This window comes from Streptomyces sp. NPDC001549 (assembly GCF_042894025.1).
Lineage (GTDB): Bacteria > Actinomycetota > Actinomycetes > Streptomycetales > Streptomycetaceae > Streptomyces > Streptomyces kutzneri.
Genome location: NZ_JBIAVJ010000002.1, coordinates 173,210 through 199,803, shown reverse-complemented (window position 1 = coordinate 199,803; position 26,594 = coordinate 173,210). Strand labels below are relative to the sequence as shown.

Genomic DNA, 26,594 nt, shown 5'->3' with positions numbered 1-26,594 from the left:
ATCACGTCAGGTCTTCTCAGGTCTTCTTCACTCGGACGGTCTGCGTCGAACGCGTGTCAAGAGTCATCTCGTCGGCATCGGCAACCTTCGCTTTCAGCCGCACAGTACCCGCCACCGCGTCCACCACATCCACCACCTTCGCCAGGAGTCGCGCTGTGTCGGCGTTTCCGGAGGAACTCGCCAGCTGTACCGCACGCCCCAGCTTGGCCGTGGCACCACCGACATCGCCCATTTTGCGGGCTTCCAAACCTTGCTGGATAGCCTCTGCCAGCTCCGCCTGTCCGGTGTAGTGGGCGACCTGCGCGTTGATGGCGGTGGACGCCGCCAGATCGTCCGTCCACACCGCGCGCACCAGGCCCTGGGCCAGGACGGTCGGTTTCTCGTCCGGCCCGCCCGCCGTGGCCGGCAGCACGAGCGTGGCGCGGGCGGCGAGCATCTCCTGGCCCACGGTGGCCGTCGGGACGCGGACGCACACGTGGTACTCGCGGGACTCGTCGCCCCACGACCCGGTCGGGTAGTCGCCGGCGCGCGGGCCCGCCTCGGTGCGGCGGTCGGTCAGGTCCTGGAGGACGGGAGCCACCTGCTTGACGTACTGGATCTCCACGCCGACCGGGGTCCACAGGCGCAGCGCGACGTCCGCGACCTCCTTGCCCATGACGTTCTCCATCATGCGCGTGAAGTCCTCGGCGAGATGGGCCGGGTCGGCCACGATGTCGGCGGAGCCGAGCAGCGCGTTCGCGATCCCGGTGACCTCCTTGACGTCCCAGTCGGTGCCCACCCCGCGGGCGTCGCAGGTGAAGCGGCCCGCGCAGGCGTCGAGGGTGGCGCGGAGCACGGCCGGCTCCTCGTGCTCGTTGCGGCCGTCGGTGAGCAGGACGCCGTGCCGGATGGCGGCGGTGGAGCCGCGCAGCAGGCCGTCGGCGAGGCGCAGCCAGGTGCCGATGGCGGTGCCGCCGCCGGAGCTCAGCCCGCGCAGGGCCTCCTTGGCCTGGGCGCGGGTGGTCGCGTCCGCGACCGCGAGGCGCCCCTGGCCGGGGTAGACCTCCTTGGCCACGTGCGTACCGGCGATCACGGCGAAGGCGGTGCCGTCGCGCAGGGTGTCGACGGCGGCCGCCGTGGCCTCACGGGCGCCGCGCATCTTCTCCGGCGGGTACTCCATGGACCCCGAGCAGTCGACCATGAGCACCACGGCCGCCGTGCCGTCGGCGACCGGCGTGCGCGTGGCGGCGGCACCGCCGGTGGCGGTCACCGTGACGATCGCGTGGACGTCCCGTCCGCCCTCGGGGAGAAACTCGTTCTGGTACACCTCCACGCTGAACCGCGGGGCACTCGGCTTGGCGAAATTCGCCATCGGTTGGACTCCTAGGGGGCTCGGGCAGGCGGGTCAGACCTGCGGGCGCGCTTCCACTTCCTATTCCGGTCCTGCCGCCGGGCCCGGCTCCGCATCCGGTCCCGGTTCCTGCTCGGGGTGCGTGGCGAACGGCACGACCGCCACGGTGACGTTGTCGTGGCCGCCGCCGTCGAGTGCGTACCCCACCAGTACCTGGGCGCTGTGCAGCGGGCGGGTCGCGGCGTCGGCGGGTACCACCTGGGCCATCTCCCGCGCGGATTCCGCGTAGTTCCACAGTCCGTCGGTGCAGACCACCACCACCCCGGGGTGGTCGGGCTTGAAGATCGCGGTGTGCGGTTCGAGGTCGTACGCGTCGGCCCCCAGCCAGCCGGTGATGGCGTGCGCGCGGACGTCCGCGTAGGCCTCGGCCTCGCCCATCAGACCGGCGGCGACCATCTGGGCGGCCCAGGAGTCGTCCTCGGTGAGGCGGCGGGGCAGGGCGGCGCGGTCGTCGGGGACCCAGTAGGCACGGCTGTCGCCCACCCAGCCGATGGTCAGCAGGCCGCCGCTCACGACGGCGCCGACCAGGGTGCAGGCGGGGGCGTTCTGCGCGCCGGGGGTCTCCGGGGCCAGGGCGTTCACCGCTTCGGCGGCGGCCAGGATCGCCTCGTGCATGGCCTCCTGGGGGTGGGCGCCGCGCGGGAGCGCTTCGAGCAGTGCCTCGTTGGCGGCGACGGCCGCGGCGGCCGACGCCTCGTCGGGGCGGCTGGCGGAGGAGACGCCGTCGCAGACGATGGCCACGGTGGCGGCGGAGCCGTCGGGCAGGGCGGTGGCCGACACGGCGAACGAGTCCTCGTTGCGGTGGTGGCGCAGGCCCCGGTCGGTGACGGCGGCGACGCTCCCGAGCTCCTCCTCGATGTGGTCGCGCTCGCGGGGCTGCGCGTGCCCGCAGTGCTCGCAGTACCCGTCGGTGTCGACGTGCCCGGCGCGGCAGGCGACGCAGGTCTTCCCGCCGGCCGGTCCGCCGGCCGGTCCGCCGGCCGGTCCGCCGGCCGGTCCGCCGGGATGGGGCGGATTCTCGTACGGGGCCTCGCCCGTGCCCCAGGGCGTCCCCTCCCCAGGTGTGCCGGGGTCGCCGCCGGGCCGGTCGTGGCGGGTCTCGGGGCCGTCCGCCGCGCCGTACGGGTGCTCGGCCGCGCCCCACGGGGTACCTTCCGGCGGGGTGCCGGTGCCGTACGGGTTCCCGTGGCCCGAGGCCGCGTAGGTGACCCCGGCCGGACCCTGCCGCGGCTCCGGTTCCGGCTCCGGCTCCGGTTCCGCCGGGGCGGTGACCCAGGCGGCCGGGTCGCCGACCAGCGTCGGCGCGGCCGCGGCCACGCTGCCCCAGCCCGGGGCGGGCCCGGCGGCGGCATGCGGGACGCCGGGAGCCTGAGCGGGGGCCGGACTCCCGTAACCGCCCGCCGTGCCGCCCGCGGCGGCCGACCGGGCTGGCGGCGCTGGTGGGATGGGGATGGTCGGGTGGTCCACGGCGGCCGGGGGAGGAGCGCTCACGGCGTGGCCGCAGACGCCGCAGAAACGGTCACCCTCCTCCAGGGGTTCCGCGCAGCTGGGGCAGCCCGACAGCCGATGCATCGACATCACTCACACCCACGTCCGGGGACGGAAACGGTTTGCCCGCTCCACCAGTTCGATCCTCTCCTCGCCACGCCGCGCCAGCCGTGCGAGGACGCGGTACGAGCGCTCCAGTCCGAAGCGCAGGCCCCGCTCGTCCAGTTGACTGCCGAGCAGCGAGGTCCGACCGGGGTCGGAACCCCGGCTACCCGACAGTACCCAGTCCAGGGCCGAGCCCAGAACCTCCGTCGCCAGCCGCTCCTGCCGCTCCGGGTCCAGTCCGAACCGCCGCAGGGCTTCCACCTGGTCCGCGGCGGCCGCCAGGTCGGCCAGCAGCGGCTCCTGCGGGGACCGGTCGCGCAGACGTGCGCGTACGGCCGCCACCCGCGCGGCGGTGTAGTGGATGGACGCCTCGGGTACGGACTCCAGGGTGCGCACGGCCGCGTCCCGGTCCCCGGCGGCCAGCTGGACGCGGGCCAGCCCGAAGGCCGCGCTCACGAATCCCGGGTCGGTGATCCACACGAGCCGGTAGTACTCGGCGGCGTTGTCCAGCTGGCCCAGCACCTCCGCGCACAGTCCCAGCGCCAGCTTCGGCGCGGGCTCGCCCGGGAAGGCGTCGTAGATCGCGTCGAAGGACAGAGCCGCTATCTCGTCGTCACCGGTGGCCAGCGAGGCGATGCCACGGGCCCACACCACCCGCCAGTCGTCCGGATGCCGGGCCTCCAGATCCGCCAGAGTGTGTCCGGCCTCGGGCAGTTCGCCGAGCTCCAGGCGGGCCCGCAGCTCCCGCAGCCGCAACTCGGCCGAATCGGCCGGCGCCGCGCTCAGGGCGCCCAGCAGGTCGCCCGGCGCGGAGGCCAGCAGACCCGTCAGGAAACCGGCGTTCGGGTCCGCCGCGTCCACCAGCGGTACGGGCAGGGCCAGCGCGGTGTCGCGCCCGTCGAGGGCCGTCGCTCTCGCGGAGGCCGGCTCCGGGGACAGGAGTACGGGTACGGGTGCGGCCCCCGCGCCCTGGACCGCAGCGGGCGGCGCGGGTCGCGGACCCGGCACGCCCGTCACCCGCGTGGCGGTGGTCCCGAGCCCGGTCACGCCCGCGCCCGATCCGCCGGTCGCGGGTGCCCACGTACCCGGCATACCGCCGCCGGCCGCCCCGGACACGGGCGTGCCGCCGGGCGGGGTGCCGCCGACGGGTGTGCGCCCCTGCGGGCCGAGCGCCCCGGTGGCCGCCGCCCCGGGCAGGGCGGTGCCACCGGCCGCGTGCGCTCCGGCCGCCGCCCGGCCGCGGCCGGCGAGCCCGAACAGTCTGCCGCCCCGCCGCGAGGCGATCGGCCGGTGGCCCAGCCGGGAGACGACGGTGTCGGCCGCGTCGGCGAACAGCTGGGTGTCCGGAACTCGAAGTTCCGGTCCGAAGAGGGTCGACAGCTGCGGCCGCGGCCGGCCCGTCTGCAGGGCGACCACTTCCCGCAGCACGCCCGTCAGCTGGTCCGCCATCTCCTGCGCCGACGAGAACCGCCGCCCCGGGTCCGGATCGGTGGCCCGGACCAGCAGCCGGTAGAAGGACTCGTACCGCCGGAACACCTCGATGTGCTCCGGATCCGGCAGCGAATCCACGAACACATTGGTGTAGCCCTGGAAGTCGAAGGTCAGCACGGCCAGCGTCCGCGCCACCGTGTAGAGGTCGGAGGCGACCGAGGGGCCCAGCTCCGCGACCTCGGGAGCCTGGTAGCCCACCGTGCCGTAGATGGCCGACTCGGCGTCGTCCATCCGCCGTACCGCGCCCATGTCGATCAGCTTCAGCTGGTCCTGCTGCTGGATCGCGTTGTCGACCTTGAAGTCGCAGTACAGGAGGTTCCTGCTGTGCAGGTGGCCGAGCGCCTCCAGCGCCTCGATGCCGTAGGCGCACGCCTGCTCCACCGGCAGCGGGTCGCGCCGCCCGTCCGGCCGGCGCCGCTCGTTCGCGATCTCCTTCAGCGATTTGCCGCCGACGTACTCCATGACGATGTACCCGTCCAGCGAACCGGTCCGCTGGTCCAGGTGCTCCACGAAGTTGTAGATCCGCACGATGTTGGAGTGCTCGATCTCCGCGAGGAAGCGCCGCTCCGAGATCGCGGCCTCCATCGCGTCCTGGTCCCCGGTGTCCAGCAGGCCCTTGAGCACCACCCACCGGTCCGCGACCGCCCGGTCCACCGCCAGGTACACCCAGCCGAGGCCGCCGTGCGCGAGGCAGCCCGCCACCTCGTACTGGCCGCGCACCACATCACCGGAGCGCAGCTTGGGCACGAAGGAGTACGGGTGCCCGCACTTGGTGCAGAACCCTTCCGTCCGGCCCGGCCGGTCGCCCCGGGAGCGGCCCACCGGGGCCCCGCAGTCCGAGCGCGAGCAGAACCGCTTGCGCTCCGGCACCTCCGGGTTCTCCAGGACCGCGGTCGAGGGATTCGGACGCGGCACCTCCGGCACGTTGACCAGCCCGGCACCCAGCCGGCTGCGGCCCGAGGCCGCCGAGCCCGAACTGCGCACCGACACCGAACGGGTGGACGTCGTCCCCGACACCGAGCGCGACAGCCGTCCGGACACCGAGCGGCGCGAGGAGGAGGACCGGGAGGACCGTGCCGAGGCCGAGGACCGCGCCGAGCCGTGGGAGCCCTGCGAGCCCATCGAGCCACGGGACCCGCCGGAGCCCAGGGAGCCCCGGGCCGCGCTCGTCATCCCCGTCGGCGGCGACACCAGCTCGTCCGCGCCCGCCGCGACCGAGCCGATGGGCGCCAGCCCGCACGTGTCGCAGTAGACCTCGCCGCCGCCCATGTCCTCGTACGCCCCCGGGCAGCCGGGACGAACGCAGGCGGTTCCGATCAGGCTCATGCGTCCTCCTCCCCGGGCCCGTCGGGCCGCTGTTCCTGGTGTCGTGCTGGGTCGGGCCGGTCCTGGGGCGGCATCAGCGACTCCGCCGTCGCCTGCTGGTAGCGCAGGACGGCCTGTTCGGCGGCCCGCAGGTCGCAGGGCGCGCTCCACAGCATCCGCCGGGCGGTGTCGTACCGCTCGATCAGCAGGGGGTCCTCCGCCATTCCGTGGCGGGCCACCTTCGCCTTGTACGCGTCGAGCCGCCCGCGCAGCTCGGCCCGTACGGCCAGGGGCGCCGTCACCGCGGTCAACGATTCACGGGCCCGCCGCAGTTCCTCCTCGGCGCGCTCCTCCAGCGATTCCAGCAGCGGCGAGAGCCGGTGCCAGCGCGCCTGGCGCCGGTGCTCGGCCGCCGCCGCGAGCTGCTCCTGGAGCACCGTGGGCGGGCCGCTCACCGCGGGCACCTCGGACGCGGCGATCTTCGCCAGCACCTCGCCGCGTGCGGTCCGCGCCTCCGCCAGGGTCCGGTCGGCCCGCGAGAGCACGTCCCGCAGGGCGATCAGCCGCTGCTCGGCGTCCTGCCGTACGTCCAGCACCGCCTCGATCTCGCGGCGTACGTCCTCCAGCGCGAGCGCGGCCCGGTCGTAGCGCCCGGTGTCCGGACGGCCGCCGCCGGGCGCCGAGCTGCCCGTCGCCGGGAGCCAGAAGGCCAGCGGGTCCGCGATCACCTGGGTGCGCAGCTCCGTCAGCTCGGCGGTGATGTACTCCAGGTCGTCGCCGGAGGGGTGCTCGCCCGGCCGCACGCCCACCGAGTGGGCCAGCGAGCGGGTGCGGTGCAGCTCGGCGGCGAGCAGGTCGATCCGGGCGGGCAGCGCCGACCACACGGCGTCGGCGGCGACCACCACGTCGAGCGAGCGCGCGTACAGGCCGTTCATCCGGGCCACCAGCTCGGCGAGCGAGAGCCGCTCCGCCAGCGCGACACCCTCGGCGCCGGCCCCGGCGATCAGCACTCCGGGCCCGCGCAGCCGCTCGGTCAGCTCGATCAGGTCCTCGCGGTTCGGCCAGCGGCGCCGCTCCCGTACCTCCCGGGCGGCGGTCAGGGCCCCGCTGTAGGCGTCGAAGTACGTCCACAGCCGGGTGATGTCCGCGTCGGCGGCCGTCCACCGCTCCTTGGTGGTCCCGCTCAGCGCGGCGCCCTCCAGCAGCCGGCGCCCGGCGTGGTCCTGGAGGGCGAGCAGCGAGGTCTCGACGGCCTCGTGCTCCGCGCCCAGCCGGGCCAGGGCGCGGTCGACGTCGTCCCGGTCCATCACTGCAGACCCCACCTCCACCGGCTGTGCCTCCGCTTCCGCCGCCTCCGTGTCCGTCCTCGTATCCTGCCCCGTGCCCGGTCCCGTGTCCGAAACCGTCACGGGCCTCAGCCGTCCCGGTACTTGGGTGCGGGGGGCGCCGTCACGCCGGGCAGCACGGGCTGCAGGTGCTTGAGGTACGCCTTCATCCACGGGCTGTCACCGCCGCCCGCGCGGTAGTTCTCCAGCACCCTGTTGACCCGGCGGACCAGGTCCGAGGCGTCCTTGTTCATCGCCACCCCGTAGAACTCGCGGGTGAAGGGCGAGCCCACCAGCTGCACCGACGGGTCCTGGGCGGCCTGACCGGCCGCGAGGGCGTTGTCCGTGATGATGCCGTCGACCTCGCCGAGCTGCAGCCGGACCAGGCAGTCCAGCTGGTTGGCGACGGTGACCGGCACGGAGCCGTACGACTGGGCCTTCAGGGCCGCCTCCGCCGTGGAACCGGCCGCGAAACAGATCCGCCGGTCCTTCAGCGAGGGGTCGTACCCGGTGATCGGCGATCCCTTGGGCGCCAGCACCTGCTGCCCGGCCTCGAAGTAGGCCGTCGAGAAGGCGACGTCCTCCAGCCGCTTGCAGTTGATGGTCATGGTCCGTACGACGATGTCGACGCGCCCCTCCTGGAGGGCGGGGATGCGCTGACTGGTGGGGATGGCCCGGTAGATGACCGCGTTCTCGTCGCCCAGGATGTCCTTGGCGATGGCCTTGACCAGGTCGATGTCGAAGCCGTCCAGGCGGCTGCCCTCGGCGGTCTGGTTGCGGTAGCCCCAGCGGAAGCTGTTCTGGTCCACGCCGGCGACGAGCTTGCCGGCCGCCTTGATCCGCGCGATGGTCGCCCCGTCCACGTCGGAGGGGCGCAGGCTGGCCTCGGGGTCCTGGCAGGTGTCGGTGAGGGCCCAGGGCGCGGCCGGGGCCGCCGCCATCGACGCGGGCCGGCGGACCACCGGCCGGCCGGTGTCGGGCGTCGCGTGGGCCAGCGGCAGCAGCACGACGGCGGCGGTCGTCGCGCAGGCGACGGCCATCGCGCTCACCCCGCCCCAGCCGCGCAGCCGGCCCGCGGCGCGGCGGATGCCGGAGGCCGCGCCCGCGGTCGCCGCCCGCCCGGTCCGGCCCGCCCGGCTCTCCCGGCCCTCGTGGCTCTCGTGACCTTCGGCGGCCCGCCTCGCCCGTATCCGCATCGCGCTCACCTGTACTCCGAAAGCCTGCGGCCGATGCCGAGCAGGGCCGCCGCCGCACCGATGACCACCAGGGCCGCGGCCCCCGTCACCAGACCGCCCAGCGCGCCGAGCCCGTTCTGGGCGGCCCGGGTGAACTCCCGCTGCTCGTGTGCGACGGCCTGTTCCAGGGAGGTGTCCACCGTGTCGAAGGCGGCGCCGCTGCTCTCCTTGTGCTCCTGGTCCCCGACGACCTGGGGCAGCGCGGCCTCGTAGTCCCCCTTCAAGTCCGCCTCCCGGGCCGCCGTGTGCCGCTGCTTCCACTGCTTCACGCCGTCCGCGGCCCGGCTGACGGGGTCCCGGCCGGCCGCGTCGTCGGCAAGCCGCAGCGCGGTCGCCAGTCCGGCGTCCAGCTGCTTCATGTTGTTCGTGAAGTCCACGTCGTACTTGTCGGACTTCTTGTCCTCGGCCAGTACGGCGCCCCGCGCGATCAGGGTCAGGTTCTCGCCGGCCCGCGCCTGCAGGGAGGCGATCCGCGCGTCGTTGAGCACCTTCATCGACTCCTGCCCGTCCGCCCGGGCCTCGCTCAGCGAGGACCGCGCCACCGTGTGCCCCACGGTCAGCCACAGCAGGACCACCACCGACGCGGCCGTCGCGGCCACCAGTCCGTGGTTGAGGACCCGGTTCGTGTGCCGGTAGTTGCGCCGCTGCGCCCAGACCAGGGCGGCGACTGCGAGCAGGCCCAGACCGATCGAGGCCAGCGGCCAGGACCGGGCGTCGTCGTGGTCCGTGTAGAGCCGCTTGGTCTCCGACTCGTACAGCCGCTGGGCGGCGGGCAGCAGCTGGGTGGTCATCTGCTCGTTGGCGTAGCGGAGGTAGGCGCCGCCCAGCGGCAGGCCCTGCCGGTTGGTGGCCCGGGCCTGCTCGATCAGGCCGGTGTAGCGCGGGAGCTGCTCGCTCAGCACGGTGATCTGCCGGCGGGAGTCCTCGTTGCCTTCGGTGTTGGCGGCCGCGCTCACCAGCAGCTTGGAGGCGTTGGCGATGTCCTTCTCGTACCGCTGGCGGACCTCGCGCGGCTCCTGGGCGCCCAGCAGGAACCCGCTGGAGGAGGTCGTGTCGGCATCCGCCAGGGAGCGGTAGATGCTCGCCGCCTCCGCGCTCAGCGGCTGGCTGCGGCCCACCACGTCGTCGGCGGCCGCGGCCCGGTCGGAGATCTCCCAGACGCTCGCCGTGCCGAACAGCACGATCAGGGCGGCCAGTACCGCGCCGATGATCCGCAGCCGGCCCGGCTCGGTGGTCGCCGCCTCGCGCAGCCGCTCCACGCCCTCGGCCCAGGCGGTGCCCCGCCCCGGCGGCCCGTCGGGCGGTGGCGCCGTCGGCCCGGCGGACGGCACGGAAGCACCGCCCCCGGGCGCGGGCGCGCGTGATGTGATCGCCACCGTGACCTCCCCCTCGGTCCTGTCGTCCTCCAGCCGACGCTGGGAGGTACCCCCTGCGCAGCAGTATGGCCGTAGTGCCGGTCGACCACAGCACCCGGTGCTGGATCCAGGGCGATCCGTCCCCGAGGGCCCCCTTCGTCGCCCCTTCACCGTCAATACGTCCGTATGGGCGCCACGGTTCCAGACCGGAGGACTTCCGGGGCGGGTTCACCCGAAATGGGTACGGAGTTTTTCATATGCCTCGGGCGGGGACCCGAGCGCGTCCAGGCCCAGCAGCCCGGCACCCAGCACCGGCGGCGCCGTGATCACGGAGATCCGGGCGCGCGGGGCCCGTTCGGCGAGGCCCGCCGCGATCCGGTCGTTGAGCTGCGGGTGTCCGGCCGCCAGCACACTGCCGCCCAGCACCACCGGTACCTCCTGCTCCAGCAGACCCAGGCGACCCAGCGCCACCGACGCCATGGCCACCACCTCGTCCGCCTGCCGGTGTACCAGCGACAGCGCCACCGGGTCCCCGGCGGCCGCCACCGCGAACAGCACCGGTGTCAGCTCGTGCCGCCGCGCCTGCGGCACCCGGCCCAGGTGCATCGCCTCGATCAGCGAGGCCATCGACGCGTGGCCGAGGTAGGCGGGCAGGGCCCGGGCCAGCTCCGTCGGCCCGCCCCGCCCATCCTCGGCCCGGGCCGCGAACCACAGGGCCTCCTCGGCCAGTCCGCCCCCGCCGCCCCAGTCGCCGGAGATCCGCCCGACCGCGGGGAAGCGCGCGGTCCGCCCGTCCGGGGCCATCCCGACACAGTTGATGCCCGCCCCGCACACCACCGCGACCCCGCACGGATCGGCGCCCGTCGGCAGCCCGGAGCGCAGCAGCGCGAAGGTGTCGTTGTGCACCGCCGTCGCACGGCCCCAGCCGCGGCGCTCGATCTCCCGCGCCAGCTCCCGCTCCTCCACCGCGAAGTCGGCGTTGGCCAGGCACGCCGACACCCGCTCGGCCCACGGCCCGGCCGCCGGGTCCGCGCGCAGCCCGGCGTCGGCCATCGCCTCGGCCAGCACGTCGACGGCCGCGGCCACCCCCGTGCGCGGCGGCTGGAAGCCCCCGGCCTGGCCGGAGCACAGCACCGAGCCGTCCGGGGCGAGGAGCGCCACGTCCGTCTTGCTGTTGCCCGCGTCGATCGCCAGCACCGAGGGGAGGGTCACGCCCATGGCAGGTGCTCCTTGTTGTGCGCGAGGAGCCGGTCGGTCAGCCCTTCGGCCAGGTCGAACTGCCCGATGAGCGGATGCGCCAGCAGTGCCTTGAAGACCCGCTCGCGCCCGCCGCGCAGAGCCGCGTCCAGCGCGAGGTCCTCGTACGCGCTCACGTGCGAGATCAGCCCGGAGAACAGCGGGTCCAGCCGGGGCACCGCGAGCGGAACGGGGCCGGATCCGTCGACGCGGGCCTGCACCTCGATCACCGCGTCGTCCGGCAGGAAGGGCAGCGTGCCGTTGTTGTACGTGTTGACCACCTGCACGGCCGGCCCGCCGTCGCCCAGCAGGGAGGCGGCCAGGTCCACGGCGGCCTCGGAGTAGAAGGCGCCGCCCCGTTTCGCCAGCAGCGCCGGCTTCTCGTCGAGCGCGGGATCCCCGTACAGGGCGAGCAGTTCGCGTTCCATCGCCGCGACCTCGGCGGCCCGTGAGGGCTTGGTGCCGAGCTCCCGGACGACCTCGTCGTGGGCGTAGAAGTAGCGCAGGTAGTACGAGGGCACGACACCGAGCCGGTCCAGCACCGCCCGCGGCAGCCGCAGGTCCCCGGCGACGGCCTCGCCGTGCGCGGCGAGCAGGGTCTCCAGCAGGTCCTCGCCGTCCGGGCCGCCCCGGCGCACGCCGAGCTCCCAGGTGAGGTGGTTGAGGCCCACGTGGTCCAGGTGGATGTCGGCCGGCGCCAGGTCCAGCAGGGCCGCGAACTTCCGCTGGAGGCCGATGGCGACGTTGCACAGCCCGACGGCCTTGTGCCCGGCCTGCAGGAGGGCCCGGGTGACGATCCCGACCGGGTTGGTGAAGTCGATGATCCACGCGTCCGGGTTGGTCCGCCGGACCCGCTCGGCGATGTCGAGGACCACCGGGACCGTGCGCAGCGCCTTGGCGAGCCCGCCCGCGCCCGTGGTCTCCTGGCCGACGCAGCCGCACTCCAGCGGCCAAGTCTCGTCCTGCAGCCGGGCGGCCTGTCCGCCGACGCGCAGCTGGAGCAGGACCGCGTCGGCCCCGGTGATGCCCGCATCGAGGTCGGTGGTGGTGGTGACGCGGCCCGGGTGGCCCTGCCGGGCGAAGATCCGCCGGGCCAGGCCGCCGATCAGCTCCAGCCGTTCGGCGGCCGGGTCGATCAGCACGAGCTCGCTGACGGGCAGGGTGTCGCGCAGCCGTGCGAACCCGTCGATCAGTTCGGGGGTGTAGGTGGAACCGCCGCCCACCACTGCGAGTTTCATCGTCGTCAGCCTTTCACTCCGGTCAGGGTGACTCCCTCGACGAACGCCTTCTGAGCGAAGAAGAAGAGGACGATCACCGGTGCCATGACCAGTACGGTCGCGGCCATGGTCAGGTTCCAGTTGGTGTGGTGCGCCCCCTTGAAGGACTCCAGTCCGTAACTGAGGGTCCAGGCGGCGGGGTTGTCGGAGGCGTAGATCTGCGGGCCGAAGTAGTCGTTCCAGGCGGAGAAGAACTGGAAGAGCGCGACGGCGGCGATTCCGGGCCGGGCCATCGGCAGGACCACCCGCAGCAGGGTGCGCACCTCGCCGCAGCCGTCGACGCGGGCCGCGTCCAGGTACTCGTCGGGGATGGTCAGCAGGAACTGGCGGAGCAGGAAGATGGAGAAGGCGTCGCCGAACGCCATCGGGACGATCAGCGGCCACAGGGTGCCCGACAGGTCGAGCTGCTTGGCCCAGAAGAGGTACATGGGGATGACCACCACCTGCGGCGGCAGCATCATCATGGCGATCACGAGGAGCAGCGCGAGCCGCTGCCCGCGGAAGCGGAACTTGGCGAGGGCGTACGCGACGGGCACGGAGGAGACCACGGTCAACAGGGTGCCGAGTCCGGCGTACAGGAGCGTGTTGCGCCACCAGGTCAGGAAGCCCGGGGTGTGCCACACCTTCGCGTAGTTGCCCCATTCCCAGGTGTCGGGCCACAGGTCGCGGGTCAGCGCCTGCCGGTCGCCCATCAGGGAGGTGAGCAGGAGGAAGACGAAGGGAAGGACGAAGAAGAGGGCGGCGGCCACGCCGAGCGAGTGCACCCCGACCCAGTGCAGTACGGCCTTGGAGGATCTCCGGCCGCCGGTGTGCGCGCTGCTCATCGACCTGCTCCGATCAGACCGCCACGGCGCCGCATCAGGAGCGCGGTGAAGGCCATGGAGAGGGCGAACAGGACGAGCGCGACGACACACGCGGTGCCGTAGTCGAAGCGCTGGAACCCGAGGTTGTAGACGAGCTGGGGCAGCGTCAGGGTGGACTTGTCGGGGTAGCCCGGCTCGAACTGCTGGCCCGAGCCGCCGATCACCCCGGCCGCGACCTTCCCCGCCACCAGCGGCTGGGCGTAGTACTGCATGGCCTGGATGACCCCGGTGACGACGGCGAACATGATGATCGGCGAGATGTTGGGCAGGGTGATGTGCCGGAACCGCGCCCAGGCGCCGGCCCCGTCCAGCTCCGCGGCCTCGTACTGCTCCTTGGGTACGTCGAGCAGCGCGGCCATGAAGATGACCATCAGGTCGCCGACCCCCCACAGGGCGAGGGCGGTCAGGGCCGGCTTGGACCAGTCGGCGTCGGTGAACCAGCCGGGGGTGGGCAGTCCCACCGTGTCCAGCAGGGTGTTGACGGGTCCGGTGCCGGGGTTGAGCAGGAAGACGAAGGCCAGGGTCGCGGCGACCGGCGGGGCCAGGTAGGGCAGGTAGAACAGGGTCCGGAAGATCCCGGTCCCCGTCTTGATCTTCGTGATGAGCAGGCCGATGCCGAGGCCGAAGGCGACCCGGCAGGTCACCATCACCAGGACCAGCCACAGCGTGTTGCGCATCGCCGGCCAGAAGAGCGGATAGTCCGTGAAGACGTAGCTCCAGTTGTCCAGGCCGTTGAAGGCGGGCCGGCGGAAGCCGTCGTACCGGGTGAAGGAGAAGTACAGGGTGGACAGCAGCGGGTAGACGAAGAAGACGGCGAAGCCGAGCAGCCAGGGGGACAGGAATGCCGCGGTCCGCAGGGCGGAGCGCCGCCGCTTCGACCGCAGGGGGTGGGCGCCGGTCATCGGGCTACTTCGCCTTCGCGATGTCCGTGTCGATCTGCTGGCCGGTCCTGGCGAGACCGGCCGGGATGTCGGCCACGTCTCCCTTCTCGACCCCGTACGCGAAGTCCTCGAAGGTCAGCTGGTAGGTGCCGCCGTCGGCCCGGGCCGGGGTGGTGCTGGACTTCGGGTGCCGGGCGATGTCGAGGAAGGTCTTGAACTCCGGGGTCACCTGCAGGTTCGGGGACTCCAGGGCGGCCAGGGTGGAGGGCACGTTGTGGATGGCGTTGGCGAAGGCCACGACCGCCTCGGTGTCGCTGGTCATGTACTTGACCAGCTCCCAGGCGGCGTTCTGCTTCTTGCTGCCGGAGGCGATGCCCATGATCGTGCCGGAGAGGTAGCCCTTGCCGTAGTCGGCGGCCTGCTCGTCGGGGACGGGCAGCGGGGCGGTGCCGATCTCGAAGGCGACGCCGGCCTCCTTCGCCATCGGGGCCCGCCACTCGCCGTCGATCTGCATGGCCACCTGGCCGGTGTGGAAGGGGTGCTCGGCGCTCCACTCGTCACCGAAGGTGTTGCGGAACCTCTCCAGCTTCTCGTAGCCGCCGAGCTTGTCCACCAGGTCCTTCTGCGCGGTCAGCATCTTGGCGAAGGCCGGGTCCCCGGCCAGGTTGGACTTGCCGTCGGCGCCGAAGTACGTGGCGCCCCACTGCGCCGCGAGCCGCGTCGGCTTGGTCTCGTAGCCGTGGAAGGTGGGCATCAGGCCGACCTGCTCGTACGAGTGGCCCGACGAATCCGCCTTGGTGAGCCTCTGTGCGACCTCGGTGAACTGGCTCCAGGTCTTCGGGGGTTCGGTGATGCCGGCGGCCGCGAAGGCGGTCTTGTTGTAGACGAGGCCGTACGCGTCGTGCAGCAGCGGCAGCGTGCACTGGTTGCCGTCGAACTGTGTGTACTCCAGCAGGGTCTTGGGGAAGACCTTCGTCTTGTCCATCCCGGACTTCGCGAGGAAGGGGTTCAGGTCGGCGAAGGCGCGGGAGTTGCAGAACTTGCCGACGCTGTCGGTGGTGAAGGAGGAGACCACGTCGGGGGCCTTGTCCCCGCCCGCCCGCAGCGCCTGGTTGATCTTGTCGTCGGTCATGTTGCCGGTGACCTGGACCTTGATGTTCGGGTGCGCCTTCTCGAACCGGGCGATGTTCTCCTCGATCGCCTTGGCCTCGCTCGGCGCGGACCAGCCGTGCCAGAAGTTGAGGGTGACGTCCGCCTTGGGATCGTCGGAGGCGGTGTCCGCGCCCTGGCCCGTACAGGCCGTGGCGAGGGCGGATATCGCCGCGAGGACGGCGGTCGCGGTGGTCAGGCGTCCGGTTCTGGGCATGGCGGGGCTCGCTCTCTCGGGAGGAACTTCCGTGGGGGGTGCCGGTGGGGGTGGCGGTGGGGTGTGCGGGCGTGCGGGGGTGCGGGGGTACGGGGTGGCGGGGGAGGGTGCGGACGGCGGGCGCCGGGCGGTTCAGCCCGAGGTGTCGAACACTTCGTCCCGGGTGGCGGCCAGCGCGCTCTCCAGCGCGCCGTGCAGGACAGGCCGCTCCCGCACCTCACCGGGGACCAGCCGGGGCCGGGAGGGGGCCAGTTCGGCGAGTTCGGCCTCCAGCAGAGCGCGCAGCGGCTCGCCGCCCGCACTGATCGCCGCGCCGGACAGGACCACGATCTCCGGGTCCAGCACGGCGACGACCGAGGCGAGACCGGTGGCCAGCGCGGTGGCGTACGACTGGAGGAACCGCAGGTGCGCCCCCTCGGGCGCGGCGGCGGCCCGCGTGAGCAGGGCGACGGCGGCGGCGACCTCCGGTCCGTGCGGGGCGCCGACGGCCTCGGGCGCACCGGGGACGTCCGCAGGCTCCACGCCCAGCTCCGCGGCGAGCCGGGGCAGTCCCTCCACACCGGCCAGCTCCTGGTAGCCGCCGGAGTTGGCCCGGGTGACCTGCCGGACCAGGGGCCGGCCCGGCACGGGCAGGAAGCCCACCTCGCCGGCGCCGCCGGTCCAGCCGCGGTGCAGCCGGCCGCCCAATACCAGTGCGGCGCCGAGGCCTTCCTCGTTCCACAGCAGGACGAAGTCCTCGTGGCCGCGGGCGGCGCCGAGCCGCTGTTCGGCGACGGCGGCGAGGTTGACGTCGTTCTCGTACTCGACGGGCATCGGCAGGGCCGCCGCCAGCTCCTCCAGGAGGGTGGGGGAGTGCCAGCCGGGGAGGTGGCTGGCGTAGCGCAGGCGGCCCGTCTGGGGGTCGAAGGCGCCCGGTGTGCCGATGACCACCCGGCGCAGGTCGGTGCGGTGCAGTCCGGCGGCCTCGACGGCCCCGCCGAGTGCCTTGGTCACCTGGTCGACGGCCTCCGCGCCCTCGGTGTAGGGGACCTCGTGGGTGGCGACCACCGTGCCGGTGAGGTCGGCGACGGCCGCCAGCACCCGCTCCGGGGTGACGTCGAGACCGCCGACGTGGGCGGCCCGCGGGTTGATCGCGTAGAGCTGGGCGCTGGGGCCGGGGCGTCCTCCGTCCGTGCCGGTGGCCACGACGAGCCCGACCGCTTCGAGGCGGGCGAGCAGTTGGGAGGCGGTGGGCTTGGACAGCCCGGTCAGGTGCCCGATGCGGGTCCGGGACAGCGGGCCGTGCGTCAGCAGGAGTTCGAGTGCGGCCCGGTCGTTCATGGCGCGCAACAGGCTGGGCGTTCCGGGCGTGGCGGCGGGCATCGAGCGGCTCTCCCTCACCGAGGTGATCTGTTAGGTAAGTTTCCTATCACCTGTTGAAGTGTGTCAATGCCGCTGCCCCGCAGGCTGTGTCATTTCACGGATGACCTGCGGGGCAGTGGGGCGAGCGGGACTCGTGCGACGTGCGGGTACGCGGCTGCGCGGCTGCGCGGCCACCCGGTTACCGGGCTACGCGGCTACTTCGTGATCCGCGGGCCGGCCGGCGGCGGGATCGGGGCCGTGGCCAGCGACTGCGGGGAGGCCGGGTTCGCGAGGGCGGACGGCGGGGCGACCGAGGCCGACGGGTCCGCCGGGGCCTCCTCGTCCTCGTCGGGAGCCGGCATGCCGCCGATGATCCGGATGCCCGCGGCGTCGAAGGCCTCCTTGATCCGCCAGCGCACCTCCCGCTCCACCGCGAACTGCTGGCCGGGCATGGTCTTTGCGGACACCCTCACGGTCATCGAGGCGAGCAGCACCTCGTCCAGGCCCAGCACCTCCACCGGACCCCACAGGCGTTCGTCCCACGGGGACTCCTTGGCCATGGCGTCGGCGACCTCCTTGACCACCGCGCGGATCCGGGACAGGTTCTCCGAGGGCTTGACCTGGACGTCCACGCCCGCGGTCGCCCAGCCCTGGCTGAGGTTGCCGATCCGCTTGATCTCGCCGTTGCGCACGTACCAGATCTCGCCGTTGTCCCCGCGGAGTTTGGTCACGCGCAGTCCGACCTCGATGACCTCGCCCGAGGCCACACCCGCGTCGATCTTGTCGCCGACGCCGTACTGGTCCTCCATGATCATGAAGACGCCGGACAGGAAGTCCGTCACCAGGTTCCGGGCGCCGAAACCGATCGCCACGCCGGCCACACCGGCACTCGCCAGCAGCGGGGCCAGATCGATCTTCAGGGCGGCCAGGACCATCAGCGCGGCCGTGCCGAGGATCAGGAACGAGGCCACCGACCGGAGCACCGAGCCGATCGCCTCCGAACGCTGGCGCCGCCGCTCCGCATTGACCAGCAGTCCGCCCAGGGCGGTACCCTCCACGGCCTCGGCGCTGGTGTTCATCCGGGTTATGAGCTTGGTCAGCGCCTTGCGGACCGCCGAGCGGATCACCGCCGCTATCACGACGATCAGCAGGATCCGCAGGCCGATGCTCAGCCAGGTGGCCCAGTTCTGTTCGATGAAGCTGGCGGCCTCGGTGACGCTCTCCTGCGCCTCCTTGACCGATGCGGGCGCGTCCGGAACGTCGGCTGCCAGCGGCAGCAGAGCGGCGGGCCAGGGCACGACGGGAACCTCCAGGTGTAGCGGTCTGCCCGCGGAACCGGGGGACCCCCGGACGGATCCGGGGATATGCGGGACAGACCAACCACACTAACGGGGCAATCCCTTCACCTTGGTGCCGTGTTCGAGGGAGAGACCAGACTCACCTGGGGATGACTGACTGTGGTTGAAAACACCTCGGACCCGTTACGGGCGAGTGGTGGCGTTTCGACCAGCCGTAAGGAGAGACTGGAGAGCAGATCGTCCCGGCGCGAGCCACGCGCCGCCGACGTACAAGGAGGCAGTCCGTGCCGCACGTCCTGGTCCTCAACGCGTCGTACGAGCCCCTCGGCGTCGTACCGCTCCGCCGCGCGCTCGTCCTCGTCCTGGAGAACAAAGCAGTCTCCCTGGAGGAATCCGGCGCCTATCTGCACAGCGCGACAAGGGTCGTCCCCGCGCCCAGCGTGGTACGGCTCAAGCGCTTCGTGCGGGTCCCCTACCGGGGGCCCGTTCCACTCACCCGGCGCGCCCTGTTCGCGCGGGACGGCGGTCGCTGCATGTACTGCGGAGCCGTCGCCACCAGCGTCGACCACGTCATTCCGCGCAGCCGGGGCGGCCAGCACGCCTGGGACAACGTCGTCGCCGCATGCCGCCGCTGCAACCACGTCAAGGCCGACCGGCACCTGCTGGAACTCGGCTGGCGGCTGCGCCACCAGCCGGCCCCGCCGTCCGGGCTGGCGTGGCGGATCATCGGCACGGGGCACCGGGATCCGCGGTGGATGCCGTATCTCCAGCCGTACGGGGCCGAGGATGCGCTGGACCGGATCGGGGTCGCCGCCAGCTAGCTCCGCAGGGCCGCCGGTTCCGTGTGGGGCTGCGCCCGCCGTGGACCTGCGGCCCGGCCGTCCGGGGCGCCGCCCCGGACCCCGCGCCTCAAACGCCGGCGGGGCTGGAGTTGCGGGGCGCCGCCCCGGACCCCGCGCCTCAAACGCCGGCGGGGCTGGAGTTGCGGGGTGCCGTCCCGGACCCCGCGCCTCAGACGTCGGCGCGGCTGGGTTGTGCCGGCGGGGCTGGGGTGCCCGCGCAGCCGGGAGAGCGGGGCTGGAACGGCGGGGCTACGGGGTGACCGCGTAGGCCTCAGCCGACCAGAGGGAGCAGCCGTACCGCGTCGCGCGGGTCTCGCACGTGATCCGCAGGAAACGGGTGTCCGGGACGTCCATCCGCAGCGACTCGTGGCCGCCCCGGGAGGCCGTCACGGCCGCCGCCGGGCGCCAGGTCACCCCGTCTGCGGAGGTCTCCACCCGGTATGCCGACGGGTACGCGTCCTGCCAGTGCAGTTCCAGCCGCCCCACCCGCGCCGGGGCGGGCAGTTCCGCCCGCCACCACGCGCCGTCCACCGCCGGCGACGACCAGCGGGTGGCCGGGGAACCGTCCACGGCCGCCGAGGCCGGGAAGTCGGGGGTCTCGTTCGCCGAGGAGGTCGCCCGCGCGGTCCGCAGCAGATCGGGGCCGCCGGTACGGGCCACCGCACGCACCGTCAGGGTGCGTGACTCCCCGTCGAAGGTCACCGGCACCTGGTAGCTGCCCGGCCGGGTGCCCGCGGCGACGCTGACCTCCAGCGGGATCGACACCTGGCCGCCCCGCGGGGCCACCGCCGTCGACGGAAGGCGGACCTCGATGCCCGCCGGCGGCCGCGCCGACAGCGGTCCGCGGACCTCTGTCGGACCCAGCGCGGACAACTGCGCCGAGACCCGCTGCGCGGCGCCGCCGATCTCGGCGTCGGCCGCGGCCCCGTCCGCCAGCTCGAAGCGGGCTCGCGGGCCGTCCCCGAACCACGGCACGACCTGGTGCACCGCGGGCGCGGACCCGGCCCAGGACAGGCGCACCGCGTCCGCGTTCAGCCCCGCCGTCTCCACCTGGGTCCAGCCCGAGGCAGCGGCGTCGGCGACCTTGCGCCAGCCCTCGCCGGGTACGTGTGCCTCCACCACGGCGCCCCGCGCCCCGGCGGGGAGCGGGTCGGTCATCACGGTCACCGCCGACACCGGGCGCGGGGCGTCCAGCCGTACGGTCCAGGCCCCGGCCTCCTTCGTCACCGTGCCGGTCTCACGGGTGGCACCGGTCCAGGCGTCGGCCTCGGCCACCGCCTTCGTCAGGAAGGGGTCCAGGACGGCCTTGTCCACCCGGGCCGGTCCGGGCTGCGCCAGCGCCGCCCGGACCTCGGTCAGGGCCCGGGAGGCCTGCCACGCGGCCGTCCCGTCCCCGCGGGCCTGGGCCTGCAGGACGTCCACCGCCAGCTCGCCCGCCGTCCCGTAGCGCGCCAGGCGCTCCAGCCAGGGACCCGCCTCGCCCGACAGGGCCGGCAGCCGGTCCTTGGCCTCGCGCAGGACCGTGAACGCCTTGCGCAGTTCGGTTCCGGCCGCCGGATCACCCGCGGCGCGGGCCTTCCAGAACTGCTCGACGAGTGGCTTCAGATACGCCGACTCCTCCTGCTTGAGCCCGGACGACGCGGTGTTCCCGGCGAGCGCCGCCACCGCCTGGCGCGTGCGCGGGTCGGCGCCCGTCAGCTCGCGCACCGCCGCCGCCCAGGACTCGCCGGCCCGGTAGCCGCGCGGGTTCCACGCGAAGTCCGCCGCCGTGAAGAGCGGGATCCGCGACAGGGTGCCCTGCGGCATGGCGTTGGCCATCAGTGCCGCCGAACCGCCCGCCACCGCCGGCTCGCGGCCCGCGTACGGGCCGAGGAAGATCCGGCCCGGATCCCAGTCGTTCACCGGGTAGTTGTCCATGGTGATCAGCGGATGCCCCAGCGCGGCGCGCGCGCCGGCCAGCTCCTTGCCCGTGATCGTGCGCGGCACCACGCCCACGCCCGTCCAGGCCACCTCCACGCGCGGGTCCAGCGCGCCCGCCAGGGCCGTCCGGTAGGTGGTGGCGCCTTCCTGGTAGTACTCCGTCGGCAGCAGCGACAGCGCCGGCGCTCCCGGATACCGGGCGGCGAGGTGCGCGGCCAGTCCGCCCGCGACCTCCGCGTGCGCCTTCGCGGCCGCCGCCGGGCCCTTCCCGTACCGCTCCCGGTCGGCCTTGCAGCCCCACTCGGTGTAGCTGACGTCCTGGAACTGCACCTGGAAGGCGCGGAAGCCGAGGTCCCACATCGCGTCCAGCTTGCGCGCGAGCGCCGCCCGGTCGGCCTCCGAGGACAGGCACATCGACTGCCCGGGGGTCACCGCCCAGGCGAGGACGACCTGGTTGGCGCGGGCCCGTTCGGCCAGCGCGCGGAATTCCGCCTGCTGCTCCTGCGGGTAGTCCTGGCGCCAGCCCGTCGTGCGGTACGGGTCGTCGCCGGGCGCGACGAGCAGCCGGTTCTGCTTGGTGCGTCCCATGAAGTCCAGCTGCGCGAGGCGCTGTTCCTGGGTCCACGGCTGCCCGTAGAAGCCCTCGGTGATCCCGCGCACCGGCGCGGCCGGCCAGTCCCGCACCAGCACTCCGGGCATCTTCCCGCCGCCCGCGGCGAGGAGTTGGCGCAGCGTCTGCGCCGCGTGGAAGAGTCCTTCCGCGCCTATGCCGGCCAGCGCGATCGTGTCCCGGCCGGCGTGGCGGCCCGCGGCCAGCCGGTAGCCCCCGGCCGGCAGGTCCGACGGCACGGCCGCGCCCAGCGCCCGCAGCGCTTGGTCCGCGTCCGCGTCCTGGAGCCGTACGACGGTGCCCCGTGCGGGCAGCGGGGCGCCGGGGGCCGGCTCGTGGACGGTCCGGACGCCCGCCGCCCGCAGGGCGTCCCGCACCACCCGGACGGCGTACGGATCGGCGTCGGCCGCCGCGACGAGTACGGCCTCGGTGCCCAGCGGCAGCTCGCGCGCCGGATCGGCGGCCATCGACTGCGGCCGGGGCCACACGGCGGGGCCCTCGGAGGCCGCCCGGGGGGTGTCGGCCCCGGGGTCGAGCACCGGCCCGGCGGCGGCGGACACGGGGGTCGCTCCGGGGCCCGCTCCGGGCGCCGGTCTGTCCGGTGTGGTGGGCGCCGCGAAGGTCCCGGGTGGCGCGGACGACACGGCACCGCCCAGCAGCGTGCCGATCACCGCCACAGCGGCAGCGGTGTTCCGCCTCCTACCCCTGAGCTGCACGGAGCCTCCTCGTCCCGAAACGTCCCCCACTCGTACGAATGAGCCTGAGCCCACCATCCGTGCGGCTGGAGTGTCAATGCGGGTGGGTGATCTGCCCCGGATGCGACAGGAATGCGGTGCCTCCGAGTGGGTATGGACGCGGTGTTCCCCGGCGGCGTCCCACCCTTGTGAACCACCCTTGTGCCCCCATCATCTGACTCATCCTCATGCCCTGATGCCCGCACGCACGAAGGAGCGCCCGCAGATGGACGACCTGGCCCGGCTCGCTGCCCAGTACGGAGTCGCCACCGACTACCGGCCCGCCGCGGACGTCACCGTCCCGGTACCGGAGGCCACCGTCAAGGCGGTCCTCGGACTGCTGGGGGTGGTCACCGACGACGCGGAGAGCATCCGGGTGTTCGCCGAGTCCGCCGCACAGGAGGCGGCCGGGCGGCTGCTGCCGCCCACGGTGGTGCTCTGGCAGGGGGACCGGGTGGCTCCGGAGCCCGCCGGGCTGCCCCCGGGCACCCGGGTGCGGGTGGTGGCGGAGGAGACGGGGGAGGTGCTCGCGTGGGGCCCCGCACTGCCGCTGGGCATCCACCGGCTCATCGCCGAGGCAAGCGACGGACGCAGCGCCGAGGCCACCCTGGTCGTGGCCCCGGAGCGGGCCCCGGCCGCGCCCGAGCGGTCCCACGGGCTGCTCGTCCAGCTCTACTCCCTGCTCTCCGAGCGCTCCTGGGGCATGGGCGACCTCGGCGACCTCGCGGAACTCGCCCGCTGGGCGGGCCGTACCCATGGCGCCGGGTTCATCCAGGTCAACCCGCTGCACGCGGCCGTGCCCGGGGCCCCGACCGATCCTTCCCCGTACCGGCCGTCCTCGCGGCGCTTCCCGGACCCGGTCCACCTGCGGATCGAGGACATCCCCGAATACGCCGACTGCCCCGACCGCGAGGCCCTGGAGGGGCTCGCCGCCCGCGGCGGGGAACTGCGCCGCCAGGTCCTGGAGAAGGGCGCGCTGATCGACCGGGACGCCGTCTGGGAACTCAAGCGGTCCGCCCTGGAACTGCTGTACGCCGTCCCCCGCACCCCCGAGCGCGAAGCCGCCTACCGGGCGTTCTGCGCCGAACAGGGAGTTCCGCTGGACGTGCACGCCACCTGGTGCGCCGGGCACGCGGGAGCGGAGGACCCGAAGGAGCGGGCCGACTTCCACCGCTGGCTGGTCTGGCTGACGGACGGCCAGCTCGCCGCCGCGCAGCGGACCGCCCTTGAGGCCGGCATGACGGTCGGCATCGTCCACGACCTCGCCGTCGGGGTGCACCCGCAGGGTTCCGACGTCTTCGGGTCACCCTGCTACGCCCGGCACATCTCGGTCGGGGCCCCGCCGGACGCCTTCAACGCGCGCGGCCAGGACTGGGGGCTGCCGCCGTGGCGCCCGGACGTGCTGGCCGCCACCCGCTACGCCCCCTTCCGGTCCCTGCTGCGCGGGGTGTTCCGCTACGCGGGCGCCCTGCGGATCGACCACGTGATGGGTCTGTTCCGGCTCTGGTGGATCCCGGAGGGGACCCCGCCCGCGGAGGGCGCGTACGTCAGCTACGACGGCGAGGCCATGCTGGCGATCCTGGTCCTGGAGGCCCACCGGGCGGGCGCGCTGGTCATCGGCGAGGACCTCGGGACGGTGGAGCCGCGGGTCCGTCAGGAGCTGGCCCGGCGCGGGGTCCTCGGCACCTCGGTGCTCTGGTTCGAGCGGGACTGGGACGGCGCCGGGGACCCGCTGGCCCCGCAGGCCTGGCGGGCCGACTGCCTGGCCACCGTCACCACGCACGACCTGCCGCCCACGGCCGCCAAACTCGCCGGGGGCCATGTGGAACTGCGCGACCGGCTCGGCCTGCTGACCCGCCCGGCCGAGCTGGAGCGCGCCCAGGACGCCGCCGACACCGCCGAGTGGCTGGAGCTGCTGGACGGGCTGGGGCTGGACACCAAGGGCGAGGAGGCCGCCGTACGGGCCCTGTACGCCTTCCTGCTGCGCACCCCCGCGCGGCTGGTCGGCGTATGGCTGCCGGACGCGGTGGGGGACCGGCGGCCGCAGAACCTGCCGGGCACCTGGGACCAGTACCCCAATTGGCGGCTGCCGGTCGCCGATGCCGCGGGGCGGCCGCTGACCCTGGAGCAGCTGGTGTCCTCGCCCCGGGCGAACGCCCTGCTGAGCGCGGTGGGGGAGGGTGTACGGCCTCGTACGGCACCCCCGGGCGCGCGCCCCGTTTAGGTGTTCGCTACGTTTGCACCGTGGACAAGAAGAACGCTCTGCGCGCCGGCGCCGTCACGGCCGGAACCGCGCTGATGATGCTGCTGATGACGTCTCCCGCCCTCGCGCTCACCCGCGACGACGGTGACGACCCGGGTCCGGGCCTGAGCGTCGGCGAGACGGTCGGCCTGTACGTGGCCCTGCCCATCGCGATTTTCCTGGGCATCGTCGGTCTCGTGATGGTCCTCGACAAGTCGTCGGACCGGAAGCCGAAGCAGGCCTGAGCCGGTCCGGCCCCACGGGGCCGGGACCAGCAGACTTTCCCGGGCGCCGGGGGTCCGCACCGCCGATTCGATTCGGCCGTGCCGCGACCCCCGGCGCCTTGTCGTACCCTCAGACGGCGGCCAGGAGCCGGCGGAGCAGGCCGGTGAGTACGGCGGTCTCGTCGTCGGTCAGCCCGGTGAGCGCGGCGCGCTGTACTTCCAGGCCGGCGCTGACGGCCTCGTCGATGAGTGCGAGGCCGCGGTCGGTGATCGTCACCTGGAGCCCCCGCCGGTCGTGCGGATCGGGCTTGCGGCAGAGCAGCCCGGCCTTCTCCAGCTTGTCCAGACGCCCGGTCATGCCGCCCGTGGTGAGCATGAGGGTGGCCGAGAGCTGCCGGGGCGAGAGCGTGTACGGCTCGCCCGACCGGCGCAGCGTGGCCACGACGTCGAACTCGCCGCGCGAGATGCCGAAGCGCGAGTAGCACTGCTCCATCGCGTCGCCCATGCCCTTGGCGATCCGGTAGATGCGTCCGAAGACGGCCATGGGAGCCGTTTCCAGGTCGGGGCGCACGGCGAACCACTGGGCCGTGATCGCGTCCACTGCGTCCTTGTCGTCACTCATGTGTGCAGTATCCGGCTTCCCCGAGATCGTTCGCAAGAAAGTTGCTTGACGGTAAGTAGCTTAGCGATAAGCTACTTACCAGCAACCAAATCCGGGGGAGAGGTCATGGCCGTGTTCATGAGGAAGACAGCCGCGTCAGGGGAAGCGAAGGTCGCGGGGGAGCGGTCGCTGCTCCTCGGAATCGGTATCAGCTCGGTCGGGATCGGTATGTACATCCCCTTCTCGCTGGTCTTCTTCCACCACGTCACCGGCCTCTCCCTCACCGTCGTCGGCCTGGTCATGACGGTCACCGGGCTGGCCGGGCTGGCGTTCATGCCGCTGGCCGGCACGGCCGTCGACCGGTTCGGCGCCAAGCGGGTCAACCTGGCGCTCTACGGGATACGGGCGCTCGGCTTCGCCCTCTACCCCTTCGCGAGCTCCCTGCCCGCCTTCGCGGCCGTCGCCCTCGTCGCCGCGCTCGCCGACCGCTCCTTCGGCGCCGTCCAGCAGTCCCTGATCGGCGAGGTGGCGCGGGGCGCCGCCCGCGACCGGCTCCAGGCGTCCACCCGGGCCCTGCAGAACGCCGGGATGGGCGCGGGAGCCCTGCCCGTCTCCGGGGTGCTGGCTCTGTGTGGCGCCGGCGGGTTCACGTACACCGCCTGGGGCAACTCCCTGGCCTTCGCCCTCGCCGGACTGCTCGTCGGCCGGGTCCGGCCCGTGCGCGACGCCGGGGACGCCCCCGCGAAGCGCCCGACCGCCGGCTACCGGACGGTCCTGCGCGACCGCCCCTTCCTCGGGCTCACCGCCGCCAACTTCCTCACCGCCCTGGGCTACTCCGCCCTGCCCGTCCTCTTCCCCCTCTACCTCTCGACCTGGCTGACGGCCCCCGACTCCCTCACCGGAGCCGCCTTCACCGTCAACACCGTGCTGTGCGCCGCGATCGGCGTACTGGTCGCGGGCCGGGTCCGCCGCTCCGGCGCCCGCCGCACCCGCTCGGCCGCACTCGGCGCCCTGCTCTTCGCCGCCGCCTTCGCCGGGCAGATCGTGCTCGGCACCCTGCGGCCCGGCCGGACCGCCACCCTGATCGCCCTGCTGGCCATCGTCGTCGTCTACACCCTCGGCGAGCTCGTCCACAGCCCCTCCGGCGGCGCCCTGTCGGTCTCCGCCGCCCCCGAGGCCGTCCGTGGCCGCTACCTGGCCACCTACCAGCTGTCCTACTCGCTGGCCAGTGCGCTCGCCCCCTCCCTCTTCACCACCCTGCTCGCCGTCGACGGCCGCCTGCCCTGGGCCGTCCTGGCCGTCGCCGCCCTCGGCACGGCCCTGGCGCTGCTCCGGCTGGAGCGGCACCTGCCGGCCGAGGCCGTGCACGCCGAGCCCCCGGTGGTCCTCAAGGCCTCCGCCGCGGCGCCGGTCCCCGTGACCGCCGCCCCCTGAGCCCCGCCGGTCCTCCCACCCGCTTCCCCCG

General features: G+C 73.7%; 19 protein-coding genes. 4 read left to right on the top strand and 15 right to left on the bottom strand.

Annotated elements, in window-relative coordinates; translation table 11 throughout:
* Positions 1-16 precede the first annotated feature (16 nt).
* From ACFY04_RS03765 to ACFY04_RS03705, 13 genes are all read right to left on the bottom strand, one after another.
* On the bottom strand, positions 17-1,351 hold the full coding sequence (locus tag ACFY04_RS03765; RefSeq protein ID WP_389114046.1) for a VWA domain-containing protein: 1,335 nt from the start codon (positions 1,349-1,351) through the stop codon (positions 17-19).
* A 60-nt stretch (positions 1,352-1,411) separates the two neighbouring features.
* The gene (locus tag ACFY04_RS03760; protein WP_389114045.1) at positions 1,412-2,968 is read right to left on the bottom strand and encodes a protein phosphatase 2C domain-containing protein; all 1,557 of its coding nucleotides are present in this window, start codon (positions 2,966-2,968) and stop codon (positions 1,412-1,414) included.
* A gap of 3 nt (positions 2,969-2,971) precedes the next feature.
* Entirely contained in the window at positions 2,972-5,800 is a 2,829-nt protein-coding gene (locus ACFY04_RS03755) for a tetratricopeptide repeat protein (protein WP_389114044.1), read from the bottom strand.
* The gene (locus ACFY04_RS03750) at positions 5,797-7,086 is read right to left on the bottom strand and encodes a hypothetical protein (protein WP_389114043.1); all 1,290 of its coding nucleotides are present in this window, start codon (positions 7,084-7,086) and stop codon (positions 5,797-5,799) included. The genes ACFY04_RS03755 and ACFY04_RS03750 overlap by 4 nt, the downstream gene beginning before the upstream one ends.
* Positions 7,087-7,193: 107 nt before the next feature.
* A complete protein-coding gene (locus ACFY04_RS03745; protein WP_373042097.1) occupies positions 7,194-8,144 on the bottom strand; it encodes a glutamate ABC transporter substrate-binding protein in 951 nt (316 codons plus the stop codon).
* Positions 8,145-8,305: 161 nt separating this feature from the next.
* Positions 8,306-9,715 (bottom strand): hypothetical protein, encoded by a 1,410-nt coding sequence (locus ACFY04_RS03740; RefSeq protein ID WP_389114042.1) that lies wholly within the window; start codon positions 9,713-9,715, stop codon positions 8,306-8,308.
* 207 nt (positions 9,716-9,922) lie between these two features.
* Positions 9,923-10,912, bottom strand: coding sequence for an N-acetylglucosamine kinase (locus tag ACFY04_RS03735; RefSeq protein ID WP_389114041.1), 990 nt, complete (start codon positions 10,910-10,912; stop codon positions 9,923-9,925).
* Positions 10,903-12,168 (bottom strand): 6-phospho-beta-glucosidase, encoded by a 1,266-nt coding sequence (locus ACFY04_RS03730; protein WP_389114040.1) that lies wholly within the window; start codon positions 12,166-12,168, stop codon positions 10,903-10,905. Before ACFY04_RS03730 ends, ACFY04_RS03735 begins: the two co-directional genes overlap by 10 nt.
* A 5-nt stretch (positions 12,169-12,173) precedes the next feature.
* The gene (locus ACFY04_RS03725) at positions 12,174-13,031 is read right to left on the bottom strand and encodes a carbohydrate ABC transporter permease (RefSeq protein WP_389114039.1); all 858 of its coding nucleotides are present in this window, start codon (positions 13,029-13,031) and stop codon (positions 12,174-12,176) included.
* Entirely contained in the window at positions 13,028-13,972 is a 945-nt protein-coding gene (locus tag ACFY04_RS03720) for a carbohydrate ABC transporter permease (RefSeq protein WP_389114038.1), read from the bottom strand. Before ACFY04_RS03720 ends, ACFY04_RS03725 begins: the two co-directional genes overlap by 4 nt.
* A gap of 4 nt (positions 13,973-13,976) precedes the next feature.
* Positions 13,977-15,317, bottom strand: coding sequence for an ABC transporter substrate-binding protein (locus ACFY04_RS03715; RefSeq protein WP_389114037.1), 1,341 nt, complete (start codon positions 15,315-15,317; stop codon positions 13,977-13,979).
* A 132-nt stretch (positions 15,318-15,449) separates the two neighbouring features.
* Positions 15,450-16,679, bottom strand: a complete 1,230-nt coding sequence (locus tag ACFY04_RS03710) for an ROK family protein (protein WP_389114036.1) — start codon at positions 16,677-16,679, stop codon at positions 15,450-15,452.
* 194 nt (positions 16,680-16,873) lie between these two features.
* On the bottom strand, positions 16,874-17,956 hold the full coding sequence (locus ACFY04_RS03705; RefSeq protein WP_389114035.1) for a mechanosensitive ion channel family protein: 1,083 nt from the start codon (positions 17,954-17,956) through the stop codon (positions 16,874-16,876).
* Between the two features lie 284 nt (positions 17,957-18,240).
* Here ACFY04_RS03705 and ACFY04_RS03700 point away from each other — a divergent pair, with 284 nt between their 5' ends.
* The gene (locus ACFY04_RS03700; RefSeq protein WP_301371082.1) at positions 18,241-18,777 is read left to right on the top strand and encodes an HNH endonuclease; all 537 of its coding nucleotides are present in this window, start codon (positions 18,241-18,243) and stop codon (positions 18,775-18,777) included.
* A gap of 270 nt (positions 18,778-19,047) precedes the next feature.
* Here the strand turns inward: ACFY04_RS03700 and ACFY04_RS03695 are convergent, their stop codons facing one another.
* Entirely contained in the window at positions 19,048-22,044 is a 2,997-nt protein-coding gene (locus ACFY04_RS03695; RefSeq protein ID WP_389114034.1) for a beta-N-acetylglucosaminidase domain-containing protein, read from the bottom strand.
* A gap of 214 nt (positions 22,045-22,258) precedes the next feature.
* Between ACFY04_RS03695 and ACFY04_RS03690 the strand changes: the two genes are divergently transcribed.
* Entirely contained in the window at positions 22,259-24,286 is a 2,028-nt protein-coding gene (locus ACFY04_RS03690; protein ID WP_389114033.1) for a 4-alpha-glucanotransferase, read from the top strand.
* Between the two features lie 20 nt (positions 24,287-24,306).
* A complete protein-coding gene (locus ACFY04_RS03685) occupies positions 24,307-24,549 on the top strand; it encodes a hypothetical protein (protein ID WP_389114032.1) in 243 nt (80 codons plus the stop codon).
* A gap of 109 nt (positions 24,550-24,658) precedes the next feature.
* Here ACFY04_RS03685 and ACFY04_RS03680 read toward each other — a convergent pair whose 3' ends face one another.
* Positions 24,659-25,150: a MarR family winged helix-turn-helix transcriptional regulator gene (locus ACFY04_RS03680; RefSeq protein WP_389114031.1), complete on the bottom strand. Its 492-nt coding sequence runs from the start codon at positions 25,148-25,150 to the stop codon at positions 24,659-24,661.
* Positions 25,151-25,267: 117 nt separating this feature from the next.
* Here ACFY04_RS03680 and ACFY04_RS03675 point away from each other — a divergent pair, with 117 nt between their 5' ends.
* Positions 25,268-26,563, top strand: coding sequence for an MFS transporter (locus ACFY04_RS03675; protein ID WP_389114030.1), 1,296 nt, complete (start codon positions 25,268-25,270; stop codon positions 26,561-26,563).
* The last annotated feature ends 31 nt before the right edge of the window (positions 26,564-26,594 follow it).